Genomic DNA, 16,716 nt, shown 5'->3' with positions numbered 1-16,716 from the left:
CGCGCCGACGGAGACAGGGGTGTACCGCCGGAAGGGCACGGCTATGTCACTCCTGGTCGAGGTGCGGCGACGCTGCGCTTAGGGTTTTGACTGGTCGCCGGCCCCCTTGGGGTGGCCGACGTCCGAGGTCAGAGGCTTGTGCGGCCCTCCTCGGCCTGCCTCGCGCGGACGGTTGCGCGGGCGGGGCCGGGCGGGCTGTCAGAGGCGGGCCGGCGCCGGAGCCGCGATATGCTCGTACTGGTGTTCGATAAGCTGCCTGCCTCTGGGGGAGTGTCGTGGTTGTCGCCAAGGAAGCCGCATGGGTGGGCTTGAGCTGGGATGACTGGTCCGATCTGAGCGAGATCCGCGCCCGCCTCGACGCCGGCGCCGATCCGCATGCCGACCTGTGGCACGAGGGGCCGCCCCTCCACCTCGCGGCCGAGTACGGCTCGCCCGAGGTGGTCGCCGAGCTGGCCCGCCGGGTCGGCGACGTCGACGCCGCGTACGAAGGGCACAGCGCGCTCTGGCGGGCCGTGTTCGCCCAGCAGAGGGACAACGCGCTCGCCCTGGTCGCCGTCGGGGCCGATCCGTGGCGGCCGATGACGGGCGGCTGGTCGCCGGGGCGGCTCAGCCTGGCCGGTCCCAATCCGGGCCTGTTCTTCCCCTTCCCGCGCGACAGGCCCACGTTGTCGGAGGCGGAGAACGCCGCCGTCGTGGAGGCCGAGCGGCTGATCGAGGCCCTGGGCGACTTCGAGTACGACGGGCTGGGGCTGGTGTGCGTCGCGGGCGTCACCGCAGCGGAGGCCGCGCGGCGGCTCGGGGCGACGGTGGCCGAGGGAGCCGGGATCGACGGGGTGCTCGACGAGCCGTACCCGGGCGAGGGGGACGGTCTGGTGGGAGCTACGGACGTGCCGGGCGGATGCGTGCTCAGCCGGCGCCGGGGCGCCGAGATGACGAGCGCCGACCTGATCAACCGCCTCTCGGCCGGGACCGTCTGCTACGCGATGTACGCCGACCCGAAGGGCGGCAACCAGGGCTACAGCTCGCGGGACGGGGTCGTCGAGGAGTGGGACGCCCATCCGGGCGGCGGCTGGGTGTCGCCGGACAGCTCGGCGGACGAGGTGCTGAACGCCTTTCTCTACCAGGGGGAGGGGGTGGCGTACTGCTGCGCGTACACGGGGCTGCGGCTCACTGACGCCCGGCCCGTCCTGGGGCCGCCCGACATCTGGCTGCACCTCCCGCCTCGCGGCTGACGCCGGTCGGCCGGTGCGTGTTGCTCCGGAGTCAGGGCCGGGCGGCCGAGGCCGCGCCCAGCACGGCTCCGTGTGAGCCCAGGGTCGAGAGCCGGACGGGGACGGACCCGAGACCGCGGGGCGCGTACCGGCGGATCGTCTCGATCAGGGGGACGGCCAGGAGCTCGCCGAGGCCGATGACGCCGCCGCCCAGGACGATCACGTCCGGGTCCAGGAGGGTGGCGGCGGAGGCGATCGATCGGCCGAGGATGACGGCGGCCTCGCGGATCACCTCGCGGGCCAATGGGGCGGCGTTCTCCGGCCCAGCCTGCTGGCCGGCGGCTCCGAGGGGGCTCCGCGGGTCGGTGGTTTCGGCCGGGTGTCGCAGGGCGGGGGGCTCGGTGTTGTGTCCCGGTGTGGAGGGGGAACCGGTGTTGTGTCGGGCTGCGGAGAGGGATCCCAAGTCGGGGGCGGTGCCGCCGCGGGCGTGGTAGGCCGACAGGATCGCCGGGCCCGACGCGTACGCCTCCAGGTGGCCCGTCGCGCCGCAGGGGCACGGGCGGTCGGCGTCGGCGTCCGGGGGCAGGACGGCCGGGGTGTGGCCGAGCGAGCCGGCCATGCCGTTGCGGCCACGCAGGAGTTCGCCGTCACGTACGAGGGCGCCGCCGACGCCGGTGCCGATCGTGAGGACCAGGGCCAGGCGGCTCCCTCGGGCCGCGCCGTGGCGGGCCTCGCCTAGCGCCCAGGCGTGCACGTCGTTGAGCACGGTGACGGGCAGGCCGAGCCGGTCGGTGAAGGCGGTGGCCAGGTCGGTGCCCCGCCAGCCGGGCAGGGCGTCGGTGGCGTGCGTGACCACGCCGTTGTCGTCGATCGTCCCGGCGCTGCCGACGCCGCAGGCGATGACGTCCATTCCGGCGGCGCGTGCCTGGGTGAGGCGGTCTTCGGCCAGCTCCAGTGCGGCGGCCAGCACCGCTGCGGCACCGCCGTCGGCGGGTGTGGGGACGCGGGCGGGGAGGTGGATCTCCGTCTCGCCCCGAGTGGCCGAGGCCGGGATCAGGGCGGCGGCGGTCTTGGTGCCGCCGATGTCGATGCCGAGCACGACGGGGATGCCGTTCGTGCGGCGTCGCACGGTTGGGGTGCTGGTGGTGTGGCGTCGCACGGTGGGGGCGCTGTTCAGGTGGGTGTGTACCGCCGGGGTGCCTTCCGGGAGGGATCTCGCGGTGCTGTTTGGGTGGGGGTGTTCGGCTGCGGGGACTTGGGTGGTGCTGTGCGGGGAGGCGGTGTGGGCGGCGGCTGGGGGGCGTGCTGAGGTGGGCATGGGGTTGCCGGTGTGGTGAGGGTGGGTGCGGGGTGGGGTGGGGGTCACCGGCGTCCCCGGGGGGTGGCTGCGGTGAGGTGGCGGGTTAGGGCGAGGGGGTCGGTGATGGCGGCGCCGATCACGACCGACCAGGCGCCTCTGGCGAACGCCTCCGCCACGTGGGCGTCGGTGCGGAGCCGGCCCTCGGCGACCGTGCGGACCCCGAGGGCGGCGAGTTGCCCGACCAGGTCGAGGTCGGGCTCGTACGGAACCCCGGGCCGAGGGGCGGACCCGGTCCCAGGACGGGAGGCGGAATCAGCGGCGTCGGCCCTCACGGGGAGCGCGGGATCGGCGGCGGGGGCGGGATCTGTGGCGGTGTAGGGGGTGTAGCCGGAGAGGGTGGTGGAGATCAGGGCTGCGCCTCGGTTCCAGGCGAGCAGTCCTTCCTCTGCTGTCGAGACGTCGGCCATGACGGGCACGCCCAGTTCCTTCCATACCCGTTCGACCAGGGACGGCAGGTCGCCCGCTGCCGGTTCGGCCTCCGCCGTCACCTCCAGGGCCACCATGTCGGCGCCGGCGCGTACCAGGGATTCGCACAGGGCGAAGGTGGGGGTGATCAGGGGGCGGGCGTTGGGGCGGGGGACCTTGGCGAGGGCGATCAGGGGGAGGTCCGTGGCGGCCTTGACCGCGCGGACGTCCTCGGGGCCGTTCACGCGCAGACCGGCCGCGCCGCCGAGTTCGGCGCAGCGGGCGAGGAGCGCGATGGTGTGCGGGTCGCGGAGGGGGTGGCCCTCGGGGGCCTGGCAGCTCACGACCAGGCCGCCTTCGATCGCGGTCACCACATCCATTTGGTACAGCCCAATCTTTCGGCATAGGCAGAAGTTCCACCTCAGTTGCCCGATTGGTATAGCCCAATTACGATCGGAGCGTCAAGAGGACCCCCTGACCGAGGATGACCACCGTGACGAAGATCGGCCGGCTCACAGACCATCTGCTCACGCTCATCGAGACCGAGCTGAAGCCGGGCGAACGGCTGCCCGCCGAACGCGATCTCGCCGAGGAGTTCGGGGTCAGCAGGCTGACCGTGCGGCGGGCGGTCGACCGGCTGGAGACGGGCCAGCGGGTCTACCGCGTCCAGGGCGCGGGGACGTTCGTCGCGCACCGGAGCATCGCCAAGACGATCGAGCTGACGTCGTTCAGCGAGGACATGCGGGGGCGGGGGCTGGAGCCGGGGTCGCGGCTGCTGGAGGCGGCCGAGGTGCCCGCGGGGGCGCGGGTGGGGCAGGCGCTCGGCATCAGCCCGGCGGACGCGGTCGTGCGGCTGTGCCGGGTGCGTACGGCCAACGGTTCGCCGATGTGCCTGGAGCGTGCCCACGTGCCGGCCGCGTTCGTGCCCGGACTGCTCGATCGGCCGCTCGGCGGGTCGCTGTACGAGGTGCTGGCGGGGGCGTACCGGATCAGGCTGGAGCGGGCCGAGCAGTCGATCAGGGCCACGGTGCTGGAGCCGGAGGAGGCGGAGCTGCTGGAGGCGGCGCCGCTGGCGCCGGCGTTGCTGGTCGAACGGGTGGCCTACGACCAGCGGGGGCGGGCGGTCGAGGCGGCCAAGTCGATCTACCGGGGCGACCGCTACTCGTACGAGATCGCGATCCGGCGGTGAGGGCGGGCCGGGGCGAAGGGGGCTTGCCGGGAGCCGACGGGTGGGGTAGACGACGGAAGGACGGGATTGTCCTCAGAGAGGGCAGAAGGACGAGATTGTCCTCAGAGAGGACAGAAGGACGGGATCATCCCCAGGCAGGTCGGCCCGAGTGTCCGGCCATGCAGTAGACATGCAGTAGAGAGGTCGATCGGAGTGTTCGGCCATGCGATGGAGTGACATGTCGAGCCGGCGGCGGGCGGTGCTGCTCGGGCTCGGTTCCGCGGAGCTGGTGCTCACCGGGGCCGCCGCCGTGGATCTGTGGCGGCGGCCGCAGCGGGAGATCCACGGCTGGAAGGGCGTCTGGTGGCTGGGCATCTTCGTGCAGCCGTTCGGCCCCATCGCCTACCTGGCGTACGGCAGGCGCAGGGGCCGTAGGCGGTGAAGCCCCGCGTCAGTGGGCGGTGAAACCGCCGTAGCCGTTGGCGTTCATGGTCGTGTGCGGACGGAAACCGCCGTATCCGTTGGGGTTCATCCGCGGGTGTCCACCCAGACGCTCACCGTGGTGTGCGGCGTGATCCCGGTGTAGGACGTCTGCCCGGCCGGCACCCACGGGCCCTCGATCGGGATCAGGCCGACCTCGGGCAGGAAGTGACGCTGGATCACGTGGATGCGGTGCTCGCCGGTGCCGCTCGGGCAGTAGCTGGTGGCCCAGCGTTCGGCCTGGTTGAGCTGGTACGTGCAGCCGGTGGGCGCGGCGGAGGCGGCGGGGGCGCCCAGCAGGACCAGGCCCGCGGCCAGGGCGGCGCAGCCGGCGGTCCGTCTTCTCGCGTTCATGCGGGGCTCCTCGGAGGTATGCGCGCGGCGAGAATTGCTTAGGAAAGTTTCCTAAACATTAGAGCCGGGAAGCCGTACCGTCAACGGTTCACCACCGGTCGTGCACCTGCGGCCGGATCAGCTCGTCGTAGACGGCCCGCACGGCCTCCAGCGTCTCCGCCGGGAGCGGGGACAGGTCGGCCGCCGCCGCGTTGGAGCGTGCCTGGCCGGGGTTGCGCGCGCCGGGGATGACGACCGAGACGCCGGGCTGGTCGAGGATCCAGCGCAGCGCGAACTGGGCCATGGACGCCCCCTCGGGCACCAGCCCGGCCAGCCGCCGCACCGCCTCCAGGCCGGTGCCGAACTCCACGCCGGAGAAGGTCTCGCCGACGTCGAACGACTCGCCGTGCCGGTTGTAGGTGCGGTGGTCGTCGGAGGCGAACACGGTGTGTTCGTCGTAGCGTCCCGACAGCAGGCCGCTGGCCAGCGGGACGCGGGCGATGACGCCCACCCCGGCCGCGCGGGCGGCGGGCAGGACCCGCTCCAGCGGCTTGAGCCGGAACGCGTTGAGGATGATCTGCACGGTCGCCACGCCCGGCCTGGCGATGGCGGTCAGCGCCTCCTCGCAGGTCTCCACGCTGACGCCGTACGCCGCGATCTTCTGCTCGGCGACCAGCGTGTCCAGGGCGTCGAAGACCGCGTCGGAGGAGTACACCGGGGTGGGCGGGCAGTGGAGCTGGACCAGGTCGAGGGTGTCCACGCCGAGGTTGCGCCGGGAGCGCTCGTTCCAGGCGCGGAAGTTGTCCATCACGTAGTTGGCCGGCACCTGCGCCATCCGGCGGCCCATCTTGGTGGCCACGGTGAGCCCGGGATGCGCCTTGGCGAAGCGGCCGACGATCTGCTCGCTGCGGCCGTCGCCGTAGACGTCGGCGGTGTCGACGAACGTGACGCCCGCTCCCACGGCCGCCTCCAGGGTGGCGAACGCCTCGTCCTCGCTCACCTCGCCCCAGTCGGCGCCGAGCTGCCAGGCGCCGAGGCCCACGACGCCGATCTGGCGTCCCGTACGTCCGAGTGTGCGATGTTCCATGCTGTTTGTCCGTTCGTCTGGTTCCTGCGACCAGTGTCCCGGACGAAAGGTACGGGCGCGCCGTGGGGGCACGCCCGTACCGCCGTCAGCGAGGCCGGTAGCTGCACCGCACGCCCGTGTGCACGGTGGCCCGCAGCTCGTCCCCCAGCGCCTGGTCGGCCGACCAGACGCGGGAGATCGCCCGCCTGATCGCCTTGCCCACCGCGATCCGCGCGCGTTCCTCCGTGCCGGTGAACGGCCGCGCCCGCCCGCCGATCCCGGTCGCCGCCGACAGCTCGGCCACCAGCCATTCCCGCTCCAGCCGCAGCGCGGCGGCCCGTTCCAGATCGTTCATCGCCTCCAGCTCGTCGATGTCGGCCTGCAACTGGGTCAGCCGCCGCCGGTAGGTCTCCCTGGCCAGGTCGTCCAGCACCGGCTGCGCCGATGCCGGCTCGCTGTCCTGCGCCGGCGCGCCCGCGGCCAGGTCGGCGGCCAGGATCTCGCGCCCCGGGTTGGCGATCAGGGTCGCCAGGTGCTGCATGCCGACGCTGTGCTCGACCACCACCAGCCGCCCGCCGTGCTCGACCTGCCAGTGCCGTCCGTGCCTGCGCAGCCGGAACGCCGCGTGCGCCGCGCCCGCCCTGCCGACCACGGCCGGCAGCACCATGCCGAGCTCCCTGGCCTCCTGCGCGGCGGCGTTCTGGGCGGCCCGCGCCGCCTTGTCCTGCGGCCCGTCGCGCAGCGCGAGCGCCTGGCCGAGCCGCCAGCGCGACAGCGTCGCCGCGGGCCAGTGGCCGAGCGCGAGACTGGCCCGGACGGCCTCCGTCAGGTGCCCGGCGGCGCGGTCCACGTCGCCGGTCGTGAGCGCGGCCATGCCCAGGCTGTGCTGCACCGAGCCGAGACAGAGCACGCCCAGGCTGGCCACCACCGGCAGAGCCGCGAACGGCAGCAGCAGCGCGTACGCCTCGGCGGCGGCGCCGGCGTCCTGGAGCAGGTGGGCGGTCTCGACGACGCAGTACATCGAGAACAGCCACGTGCTCGACCTCGGCAGGTCGGCCAGGTCCCGGCCGCGCAGCCGGGCCAGGTGGCCGGCCGCCGCCCTGCGGTCGCCCGAGGTGGCCGCGGCCAGCGCGAGGCCCGCCAGGTAGGAGTTGTCGATCGGGCTGAGCGTGGGCGAGCTGACCAGGTCGGCCAGCACCGGCAGCAGCTCGGCCGTGCGGCCCTGGTACCAGCGGATGGCGGCGATCTGGCCGCCGTACCAGCCGGTGGCGTCCATGTCGCCGGCCTGGACGCCGCGCTCGAAGCAGTCGCCGGCCATCTTCTCCGCCTGCTCGAACCGGCCCGCCCTGATGGCCAGCATCACCCTGATCACGTCGGTCACGAACCCGACGGCCAGGTGGTCGTGCTCGGCCAGCAGGCCGCGCAGCTCCTCCAGGCCGCGTCCGGCGTGCGGGTCGGCCGCCAGGTAGAGGTCGACCGTCCGCCACAGCAGGCCCATCAGCAGGTCGCCCCTGCGCCGGGTGACCGCCGCCTGGCCGATCAGCTCCCTGGCCAGCTCCAGCCGGGCCGGCCCGTGCTCCGGGCCGAGCAGGCAGTGATGGGCCAGGCTCAGCGCCTCGGCCAGCGCCGCCGGATCGCCCGCGCTCCTGGCCCGCGCGACGAGCCGGAGGATCTCCTCGTGCCCGCCCGCGCCGTAGTCCTCCTCCCCGGTCATCCTGATCCGCAGCCGCAGCGCCAGCGACGAGTACGGATCGATCAGCGACAACGCGTGCCGCTGACGCGCGCGCACCGTCTCCGACTCCGCGCACGTGCGGTGCTCCTGCACCCACACCCCGCCCAGGCCGAGCGCCGCCCTGGCCAGGGCGGGCACGTCGCCGCACGCCTCGGCCTGCCGGTAGGCCGAGTCGAACCAGCGCCTGGCGGTCTGCAGATCCCCGTTCACGTACAAAGCGCGCTCACCGAGCACGAGCGCGAGCCTGATGTCCGGATACGGGGGCAGGCGAACCCCCAGCTCCTCTAAAACGCCCACGGTTTCCGTCCCCATTCGGTCATCCGGGCTGAGCTTCCAGACGGTCCCCCGAATACCGTTCTGCCATAACGACGTGCGGGGGCGGTGGACGGTTCAGCCGAACGCGCTGGCTACCCTGTGCGCATGATTCGCCCCGCCACCCCAGCAGACGTCCCCGCCGTCGTGCGCATGATCCTTGAGCTGGCCACGTACGAGAACGCCGCGCACGAGGTGCGCGTGACCGAGGAGATGCTGCGGACGTCGCTCTTCGGGGAGCAGCCCGCCGTGTTCGCGCACGTGGCCGAGCAGGACGGCGAGCCCGTCGGCTTCACGATCTGGTTCCTGACCTACTCCACCTGGCGCGGCGTGCACGGCATCTACATGGAGGACCTGTACGTGCGCCCCGAGCACCGGGGCGGCGGCCATGGCCGCGCGCTGATGGCGGAACTGGCGAAGATCTGCGCCGAACGCGGCTACCAGCGCCTGGAGTGGTCGGTGCTCGACTGGAACGAGCCGTCCATCGCCTTCTACGACAAGCTCGGCGCCGAGCGGCAGGACGAGTGGCTGAAGTACCGGCTGACCGACGAGCCGCTGGAGCGCCTGTCCCGCTGAGACCGCCGGTGAACAGGTGTGCCGCGCAGGCCGGCCCCCCGGCGTGACCTGCGCGGCCTCCTCGTCACACTCCGACGTGCGAGCGGGACCGCTGGCCCTGCGTGCTGTCGAACATCTCGGTGCCCCGCTCTTCGAGGTCCTTGTGCGTCTCCTCGATCCGCAGCGCGACGCCCATCGCGAAGAACGTGGGCGCCCACTCGCCGATGAAGATCCCCCACCGGTCGGCCCGGTCGAGGCCCGCGCCCTCCTGGTTCTTGGAGATCATCCAAGAAGCGAAGGACAGGCCGATGGACGCCAGCCCCGCGGCGTACATGTGGCCTGACTTGATGCCCATCTGGTGCAGCTTTTTGATCATTATTCCCCCCTTGCCATGAGTGCTGTTACCCCCGGGAAGGCCACGTAACCAGCCAGAACTCCGATCATTACCGGCGTGTTTCGCCGGTGACGCTTGTGCGCGTCCTGTTACCGCGGTGAATCCCCCGTAACCGCCGCAGCCTCGCCGGCTGCCCGAACGCGTAACGCGGCCCTCCTACCGTGGTGCTCCCGACGCCGAGCGGAGGAGAGATCGATGGCGCGCTGGATCACCGAGTGGCACCCCGACGACCCGGCCTTCTGGCAGCGGACCGGCAGGCACGTCGCCCGGCGCAACCTGGTCTTCTCCATCGTGGCCGAGCATCTCGGGTTCACCGTCTGGACCCTGTGGAGCGTCGTGGCCACCAGGATGGGGGCCTACGACTTCTCCACCGACCAGCTCTTCTGGCTCGTCGCGCTGCCGAACCTGGTCGGGGCCGTGCTGCGGGTGCCCTACACGTTCGGGCCGGGCCGGTTCGGCGGGCGCGACTTCACCGTGGCCAGTGCGGCGCTGCTGCTGGTCCCGGCCGTGCTGCTCGGGGTGGCGGTGCAGGATCCCGGCACGCCGTACTGGCTGTTCCTGGTGATCGCGGCGCTGGCCGGGGTGGGCGGCGGGAACTTCGCCTCCAGCATGGCCAACATCACCTACTTCTACCCGCGCGACAGGCAGGGGCTGGCGCTCGGGCTGAACGCGGCGGGCGGCAACGTCGGGGTCAGCTCGGTGCAGCTCGTCGTGCCGCTGGTGATCGGCTCGCTCGGGACGGCCGCCGCCGGCTGGTTCTGGATCCCGTTCATCGCGGTGGCCGCGGCCTGCGCGTGGTTCTTCATGGACAACCTGGCCGGCGCCAGGGCCGAGCCGCGCGAACAGCTCGCGGTGGCCGGACGGGCGCAGACGTGGATCATGTCGGTCCTGTACGTCGGCACGTTCGGGTCGTTCATCGGCTACTCGACGGCGTTCCCGCTGCTGAGCAAGAGCCTGTTCCCCGAGGCGCCGTACGCGGCGGTCGCCTTCGCCGGGCCGCTGCTCGGCTCGCTGATCAGGCCGGTGGGCGGCTGGCTGGCCGACCGGCTGGGCGGCGCGCGGGTGACGCAGTGGAACTTCGCGGCCATGGGCGCCGGGGTGCTGCTGGCCTGGGCGGCCGCCGCCGCGGGCGGCTTCTGGCCGTTCTTCCTGGCCTTCCAGCTGCTGTTCCTCACCGCGGGCATCGGCAACGGCTCGACGTACCGGATGATCCCGGCGATCTTCCACGCCAAGGCGGTCGCCGAGCGTGGCGCGGGCCCGGAGGCGCTGCTGCACGGCAGGCGTCAGGCCGCGGCGGCGATCGGCGTCATCTCGGCGGTCGGCGCGCTCGGCGGGTTCCTCGTCAACCGGGCCTTCGGCATGGCGTTCGCCGCGGCCGGCGACCCGGCGCCGGCGTTCCTGGCCTTCGCCGCCTTCTACGCCGCCTGCCTGGCGCTGACCTGGTGGTGCTACACGCGCACCGTCGGCGTCACGGTCGTCGCCAGCCTCGCCCACGCCCGGGTCTGACATGACGAAGACACACTGTCCCTACTGCGCCCTCCAGTGCGGCATGGAGATCGGCCCGGCACTGGAGATCACCCCCAGGACCGACGTCCCGGCCAACGCGCCCGGCGCGCTGTGCCAGAAGGGCTGGACGGCGGCCGAGCTGCTCACCAACGGCGAACGCCTGACCACGCCGCTCCTGCACGGCGAGCCGGTGGAGTGGGAGACCGCCCTGGACCACGTCGCCGCCCGGCTGCGCACCATCCGCGCCGAGCACGGCCCCGACGCCGTGGCCGTGTTCGGCGGCGGCGGGCTGACCAACGAGAAGGCCTACCAGCTCGGCAAGTTCGCCAGGGTCGCGCTCGGCACCAGCCAGATCGACTACAACGGCCGCTTCTGCATGTCCTCGGCCGCCGCCGCCTCCCTCCGGGCCTTCGGCATGGACCGGGGCCTGCCGTTCCCGGTCACCGACCTGGCCGGCGCCGACGTCGTGCTGCTGGCCGGCGCGAACGTGGCCGAGACCATGCCGCCGTTCGTCCGGCACCTGTCGGGGCCGCGGCTGATCGTCGTCGATCCGCGCCGCACCCCGACGGCCCGGCTGGCCTGGCTGCACCTGCAGCCCACGCCCGGCACCGACCTGGCGCTCGCGCTCGGGCTGCTGCACCTGGCGATCGCCGACGACCTCGTGGACGCCGGCTACGTGGCCGCCAGGACCACCGGGTTCGACGCCGTGCGCACCTCGCTGGCCGCCTGGTGGCCCGAACGCGTCGAGCGCGTCACCGGGGTGCCGGTGCACCGGATGCGGCAGGCCGTCCGCGCGCTGGCCGCCGCCCGGAACGCCTACGTGCTGACCGGGCGCGGCGCCGAGCAGCACGCCAAGGGCACCGACACCGTCACCGCGTTCATCAACCTCGCCCTGGCGCTCGGCCTGCCCGGCCGGTACGGCTCCGGCTACGGCTGCCTGACCGGCCAGGGCAACGGCCAGGGCGGCAGGGAGCACGGCCAGAAGGCCGACCAACTCCCCGGCTACCGCAGGATCGACGACCCGGCGGCCCGCGCGCACGTCGCGGAGGTGTGGGGCGTGCGGGCCGAGGACCTGCCGGGGCCGGGGCGGTCGGCGTACGAGCTGCTGGACGCGCTCGGCACCCCGCGGGGGCCGCGGGCGCTGCTGCTGTTCGGGTCCAACCCGGTGGTGTCGGCGCCCGCGTCCGGGCACGTCAGCGGCCGGATCGCCGGGCTGGACCTGCTGGTCGTGGCCGACGTGGTGCGCTCGGAGACCGCCGCCATGGCCGACGTGGTGCTCCCGGTCACCCAGTGGGCCGAGGAGAGCGGCACGATGACCAACCTGGAGGGCCGCGTCCTGCTGCGCCGCCGGGCCGTCGCGCCGCCGGAGGGCGTCCGGAGCGACCTGGACGTCATCGCCGGGCTGGCCGCCCGGCTCGGCCACCGCTTCGACACCGACCCGGCTGCCGTCTTCGACGAGCTGCGCCGGGCCACCGCGGGCGGCGTCGCGGACTACTCCGGCATCACCCACGAGCGCATCGCCGCCGGGACCGGCCTGTTCTGGCCCTGCCCGTCGGAGGACCACCCCGGCACGCCCCGGCCGTTCCTGGACCGCTTCGCCCACCCGGACGGCCGCGCCCGGTTCGTCCCGGTCGAGCACCGGCCCGCGGCCGAGGAGCCCGACGCGGACTACCCGGTGTACCTGAGCACCGGCCGCGTCCTGTCCCACTACCAGAGCGGCGCCCAGACCCGCCGGATCGCGTCGCTGGTGCGGGCCGCCCCCGAGCCGTTCGTGGAGCTGCATCCCGACCTGGCCGCGCAGCTCGGCGTCGCCGCGGGCGACCTGGTGCGGGTCAGCAGCCGAAGGGGCCGCAGCAGGGCGGTGGCCAGGATCAGCGACGCCATCAGGCGCGACACCGTGTTCATGCCCTTCCACTGGGAGGGCGCCAACCGGCTGACCAACCCGGCGCTCGACCCGGTCTCCGGCATGCCGGAGTTCAAGGTCTGCGCGGTCAGGGTGGAGAGGGACTCATGAGGCTCGTCGTCGTGGGGAACGGGATGGCCGGGTCACGCCTGGTCAGCGAGGTGCGGGCGCGCGACCCGCGGATGCGGGTGACCGTGTTCGGGGCCGAGGCGGGCCCGCCGTACAACCGGGTCTTGCTGTCGGACGTGCTGGCCGGGAGCGCGCGGCCCGACCAGGTGCGCCTGGTGGACCCCTCCTGGTACGCCGCGCACGGCGTCGAGGCCGTGCCCGGCGCCGAGGTCGCCCGCATCGACCGCGACACCAGGCACGTGGTGACCGCGGACGGGCGGCGCGAGCCGTACGACCTGCTGGTCCTGGCCACCGGCAGCCAGGCGGTCGTGCCGCCGCTGCCCGGCGTCGGGCGGGCCGTGCCGTTCCGCACGCTGGCGGACTGTGAGCGGATCGTGCGGGCGGCCGGGCGGGCGCGCCGGGCGGCCGTCGTCGGCGGCGGGCTGCTCGGCGTCGAGGCCGCCCGCGGCCTGGCCGGGCGCGGCCTGCCGGTCACGCTGCTGCACCTGGCCGGGCACCTGATGGAACGCCAGCTCGACGCCGAGGCGGGCGAGGTGCTCGGCGAGACCCTGGCCGGGCTCGGCGTGGCGGCCCGCACCGGCGTCAGCGCGGCGGCGGTCGAGGCGGACGGCGTCCGCCTGGCCGGCGGCGAGCTGGTCGAGGCCGACCTGGTCGTCCTGGCCTGCGGGGTGCGCCCGGTCACCGGGCTCGCCGCCGCGGCGGGCCTGGAGGTGCGGCGCGGCGTCGTCGTGGACGACGAGCTGCGCACCGGCGACCCGTCGATCTTCGCTGTCGGTGAGTGCGCCGAGCACGACGGCACGGTGTACGGCCTGGTCGCCCCCGCCTGGGAGCAGGCCGCCGTGGCGGCCGAGGTGATCACCGGCGGCAAGGCCCGCTACCGCGGCTCCCGGCTGGTCACCAGGCTCAAGGCCAGGAGCGTCGAGCTGGCCGCCATGGGCGAGACGCAGCTCGGCGAGGAGCACGCCGAGGTGGTGCGCTTCAGCCACCGCGCCCGCGGCACCTACCGCAAGCTCGTCATCCGCGACGGGCGGCTGGTGGGCGCGATCCTGCTGGGCGAGAGCGACGCCGTCGGCACCCTCACCCAGCTGTTCGACCGCGGCGGCCCGGTGCCGGGCGACCGCGCGGGCCTGCTGTTCCCGGGCCTGTCGCCGGCGCCCGTCGCGGGCAGCCCGGTGCTGATGCCGGACGCGGCCGAGGTCTGCCGGTGCAACAACGTGACCAAGGGCCAGATCCGGGCGTGCTGGGAGGCGGGCGCCCGCGACGTGGCCGGGGTGGCCGCCGCCACCAGGGCCACCACCGGCTGCGGCACCTGCCGCGACGCCGTGGAGGGCATCGTCGGCTGGTTGTGCGATCAGGAAGGAGTGCCGGCATGAGGAGGATCGTCGTCGTCGGGTACGGCCCGGCCGCGCACCGCTTCGTGGAGACCCTGGCGAGCCGGGGCTTCGACGGGCGGATCACCGTCATCGGGGAGGAGCCGCGCCCGGCCTACGACCGGGTGGCGCTGACCTCGTACCTGTCGGGGGCCACCGTGGCCGACCTCACCTACCCGGTGCCCGCCGGGACCGTGACGCGGCTGGGCAGCCGGGCCGTCGCCGTGGACCGGCAGGCGCGGACGGTGACCGTCGAGGGCGGGGCCGTCGAGCCGTACGACGTGCTCGTGCTGGCCACCGGGTCGGCGCCGTTCGTGCCGCCGGTGCCCGGACGCGAGCACGCCCACGTCTACCGCACCATCGACGACCTGGACGCCATCCGGGCGGCCGCCGGGCACGCGGCCGAAGGCGTCGTGGTCGGCGGCGGCCTGCTCGGCCTGGAGGCGGCCGACGCGCTGCGGACGCTCGGCCTGAAGGCGCACATCGTCGAGATGAGCCCCTGGCTGATGCCCCGCCAGGTGGACGAGGGCGGAGGCGCGGTGCTCAAGGGCCACATCGAGGCGCTCGGGCTCGGCGTGCACGCCGGTTCGGGCGTCCAGGAGGTCGTCACCGGGCCGGACGGCCGGGTCGCCGGGGTGCGCACGCCGTCCGGCACGCTGATCGAGGGCCAGGTCGTGGTGTTCTCGGCGGGCGTCCGGCCGCGCGACGAGCTGGCCAGGGCGTGCGGGCTGGAGGTGGGGGAGCGGGGCGGCGTCGTGGTCGACGAAGGGATGCGCACCGCCGACCCGTCGGTCTACGCGATCGGCGAGTGCGCGCTGGCCGGCGGCACGGTCCACGGCCTGGTCGGGCCGTGCAACACGATGGCCGAGGTGGCCGCCGACCGGATCATGGGCGGGACGTCCTCGTTCGCGGGCGGGGACACCTCCACGAAGCTGAAACTGCTCGGCGTCGAGGTCGCCCAGTTCGGCGCGATGGACGGCGCCCTCGACGTCACCTACATGGACCCGGTCGCCGGGATCTACAAGAAGCTGTTCGTCAGCGACGACGCCCGCACGCTGCTCGGCGGCATCTGCGTGGGGGACGCGGGGCCGTACGCGGCGCTGCGACCGTTCGTCGGCAAGCCGTTGCCCGCGCCGCCCTCCGACCTGCTGTTCAGCGGCTCCGGGGCGCCGCTCGACCTGCCCGGCGACGCGCAGGTCTGCTCCTGCAACAACGTGTGCGCGGGGGACGTCCGGCACGCCGTGGCCGAGCTGGGCGTGACCGACGTGCCCGGCCTCAAGGCGTGCACGCGGGCCGGCACCACCTGCGGGAGCTGCGTGCCGATGCTCCGGCAGCTCCTGGAGGAGTCGGGGGTCGAGGTCGGCAGGTCGCTGTGCGAGCACTTCGCGTACTCGCGGGCCGAGCTGTTCGACATCGTCCGGGTGCGGGAGATCACGACGTTCTCCCGGCTCATCGCCGAGCACGGGCAGGGGCGCGGCTGCGACGTCTGCAAGCCCGCGGTGGCCTCGATCCTGGCCTCGCTGCACCACGGGCACGTGCTCGACGGCGAGCGGGCCGCGTTGCAGGACACCAACGACGCCTTCCTCGCCAACATCCAGAAGAACGGCACGTACTCGGTCGTCCCGCGCATCCCGGGCGGCGAGATCACGCCGGACAAGCTCATCGTGATCGGCGAGGTCGCCCGCGACTTCGGGCTCTACACCAAGATCACCGGCGGGCAGCGCATCGACCTGCTCGGCGCCCGGGTCGAGCAGCTGCCGGAGATCTGGCGACGGCTGGTGGCGGCCGGCTTCGAGTCCGGCCACGCCTACGGCAAGGCGCTGCGCACGGTGAAGTCGTGCGTGGGCTCCACCTGGTGCCGCTACGGCGTCCAGGACTCCGTCGGCCTGGCCATCGCCCTGGAGCTGCGCTACCGCGGCCTGCGCTCGCCGCACAAGCTCAAGTCGGCCGTGTCCGGCTGCGCCCGCGAGTGCGCCGAGGCCAGGTCGAAGGACTTCGGCGTCATCGCCACCGAGCAGGGCTGGAACCTGTACGTCGGAGGCAACGGCGGCTTCCGGCCCCGCCACGCCGACCTGCTGGCCACCGACCTGAGCACCGGCGACCTGATCAGGACGATCGACCGGTTCCTGATGTTCTACGTCCGCACCGCCGACCGGCTGCAGCGCACCGCCGCCTGGCTGGAGTCGCTGGACGGCGGCCTCGACCATCTCCGGAAGGTGATCATGGAAGACTCGCTCGGCATCTGCGCCGACCTCGACGCCCAGATGGAACAGCACGTCGCCACCTACGCCGACGAGTGGGCGGCGACCCTGGACGACCCGGAGAAGCTCGGCAGGTTCGTCAGCTTCGTCAACGCGCCCGGCGTGCCCGACCCGTCGATCGTGTTCGCCTCCGAGCGCGGCCAGATCAGGCCGGTGATGGCCCGATGAGCTGGACCCCGGTCTGCGAGTACGCCGCCCTGCCGCCGGAGCGCGGCGTCTGCGCGCTGGTCGGCGGCCGGCAGGTGGCGCTGTTCCGCACCTACGAGGGGCACGTGCACGCCCTGGACAACCTCGACCCGTTCAGCGGCGCGTACGTGCTCTCGCGCGGCATCGTCGGCACCAGGCGGGGGGAGCCCACCGTGGCCTCGCCGCTGCACAAGCAGGTCTTCTCGCTGGTGTCGGGGGCGTGCCTGGACGAGGAGGCCGTCCAGGTGCCAGTCTACGCCGTCCGGGTGGCGGCCGGGCGGGTGGAGGTGAGCGTTTAGCCGATCAGAGCAGGGGCATTGACCTGCTGGAACACGGGGGACGGGA

General features: G+C 73.7%; 15 protein-coding genes. 9 read left to right on the top strand and 6 right to left on the bottom strand.

Annotated elements, in window-relative coordinates:
• Positions 1-302: 302 nt before the first annotated feature.
• The gene (locus AB0J71_RS16865; RefSeq protein ID WP_364414829.1) at positions 303-1,232 is read left to right on the top strand and encodes an ankyrin repeat domain-containing protein; all 930 of its coding nucleotides are present in this window, start codon (positions 303-305) and stop codon (positions 1,230-1,232) included.
• 31 nt (positions 1,233-1,263) lie between these two features.
• Here the strand turns inward: AB0J71_RS16865 and AB0J71_RS16860 are convergent, their stop codons facing one another.
• Positions 1,264-2,340 carry an ROK family protein gene (locus tag AB0J71_RS16860; protein WP_364414827.1) on the bottom strand — a complete coding sequence of 359 codons (1,077 nt, stop codon included), beginning with the start codon at positions 2,338-2,340 and terminating at the stop codon, positions 1,264-1,266.
• A gap of 233 nt (positions 2,341-2,573) precedes the next feature.
• On the bottom strand, positions 2,574-3,356 hold the full coding sequence (locus tag AB0J71_RS16855; RefSeq protein ID WP_352322727.1) for an N-acetylmannosamine-6-phosphate 2-epimerase: 783 nt from the start codon (positions 3,354-3,356) through the stop codon (positions 2,574-2,576).
• A 113-nt stretch (positions 3,357-3,469) separates the two neighbouring features.
• On the opposite strand from AB0J71_RS16855, the gene AB0J71_RS16850 reads away from it, so the two are divergent.
• Complete coding sequence (locus AB0J71_RS16850; RefSeq protein WP_352322728.1) at positions 3,470-4,165, top strand: GntR family transcriptional regulator; 696 nt, start codon at positions 3,470-3,472, stop codon at positions 4,163-4,165.
• 202 nt (positions 4,166-4,367) lie between these two features.
• On the top strand, positions 4,368-4,586 hold the full coding sequence (locus AB0J71_RS16845; RefSeq protein WP_352322729.1) for a PLDc N-terminal domain-containing protein: 219 nt from the start codon (positions 4,368-4,370) through the stop codon (positions 4,584-4,586).
• 86 nt (positions 4,587-4,672) lie between these two features.
• Here the strand turns inward: AB0J71_RS16845 and AB0J71_RS16840 are convergent, their stop codons facing one another.
• The 3 genes from AB0J71_RS16840 to AB0J71_RS16830 all read right to left on the bottom strand — a co-directional run bounded on the left by AB0J71_RS16840 (position 4,673) and on the right by AB0J71_RS16830 (position 8,052).
• Positions 4,673-4,978 carry a hypothetical protein gene (locus tag AB0J71_RS16840; protein ID WP_352322731.1) on the bottom strand — a complete coding sequence of 102 codons (306 nt, stop codon included), beginning with the start codon at positions 4,976-4,978 and terminating at the stop codon, positions 4,673-4,675.
• A gap of 88 nt (positions 4,979-5,066) precedes the next feature.
• On the bottom strand, positions 5,067-6,044 hold the full coding sequence (locus AB0J71_RS16835; RefSeq protein ID WP_352322732.1) for an aldo/keto reductase: 978 nt from the start codon (positions 6,042-6,044) through the stop codon (positions 5,067-5,069).
• A gap of 85 nt (positions 6,045-6,129) precedes the next feature.
• On the bottom strand, positions 6,130-8,052 hold the full coding sequence (locus AB0J71_RS16830; RefSeq protein WP_364414825.1) for a hypothetical protein: 1,923 nt from the start codon (positions 8,050-8,052) through the stop codon (positions 6,130-6,132).
• A gap of 84 nt (positions 8,053-8,136) precedes the next feature.
• Between AB0J71_RS16830 and AB0J71_RS16825 the strand changes: the two genes are divergently transcribed.
• The gene (locus tag AB0J71_RS16825) at positions 8,137-8,643 is read left to right on the top strand and encodes a GNAT family N-acetyltransferase (protein WP_364414823.1); all 507 of its coding nucleotides are present in this window, start codon (positions 8,137-8,139) and stop codon (positions 8,641-8,643) included.
• A gap of 64 nt (positions 8,644-8,707) precedes the next feature.
• Here AB0J71_RS16825 and AB0J71_RS16820 read toward each other — a convergent pair whose 3' ends face one another.
• Positions 8,708-8,998 (bottom strand): hypothetical protein, encoded by a 291-nt coding sequence (locus AB0J71_RS16820; RefSeq protein WP_352322735.1) that lies wholly within the window; start codon positions 8,996-8,998, stop codon positions 8,708-8,710.
• A gap of 213 nt (positions 8,999-9,211) precedes the next feature.
• Between AB0J71_RS16820 and AB0J71_RS16815 the strand changes: the two genes are divergently transcribed.
• Genes AB0J71_RS16815 through nirD form a run of 5 tightly spaced genes read left to right on the top strand, consistent with a single transcriptional unit; the run spans position 9,212 to position 16,670 of the window.
• The gene (locus tag AB0J71_RS16815; RefSeq protein ID WP_364414821.1) at positions 9,212-10,522 is read left to right on the top strand and encodes an MFS transporter; all 1,311 of its coding nucleotides are present in this window, start codon (positions 9,212-9,214) and stop codon (positions 10,520-10,522) included.
• A 1-nt stretch (position 10,523) separates the two neighbouring features.
• Positions 10,524-12,536: a molybdopterin oxidoreductase family protein gene (locus AB0J71_RS16810; protein ID WP_364414819.1), complete on the top strand. Its 2,013-nt coding sequence runs from the start codon at positions 10,524-10,526 to the stop codon at positions 12,534-12,536.
• The gene (locus AB0J71_RS16805; protein WP_352322738.1) at positions 12,533-13,927 is read left to right on the top strand and encodes an FAD-dependent oxidoreductase; all 1,395 of its coding nucleotides are present in this window, start codon (positions 12,533-12,535) and stop codon (positions 13,925-13,927) included. The genes AB0J71_RS16810 and AB0J71_RS16805 overlap by 4 nt, the downstream gene beginning before the upstream one ends.
• Entirely contained in the window at positions 13,924-16,353 is a 2,430-nt protein-coding gene (gene nirB / locus AB0J71_RS16800) for a nitrite reductase large subunit NirB (protein ID WP_352322739.1), read from the top strand. Before AB0J71_RS16805 ends, nirB begins: the two co-directional genes overlap by 4 nt.
• The gene (gene nirD, locus AB0J71_RS16795; protein ID WP_352322740.1) at positions 16,350-16,670 is read left to right on the top strand and encodes a nitrite reductase small subunit NirD; all 321 of its coding nucleotides are present in this window, start codon (positions 16,350-16,352) and stop codon (positions 16,668-16,670) included. The genes nirB and nirD overlap by 4 nt, the downstream gene beginning before the upstream one ends.
• Positions 16,671-16,716: the final 46 nt, after the last annotated feature.

The organism is Nonomuraea sp. NPDC049637 (genome assembly GCF_040675235.1).
Lineage (GTDB): Bacteria > Actinomycetota > Actinomycetes > Streptosporangiales > Streptosporangiaceae > Nonomuraea.
This window is presented reverse-complemented; position numbering and strand designations above follow the sequence as displayed.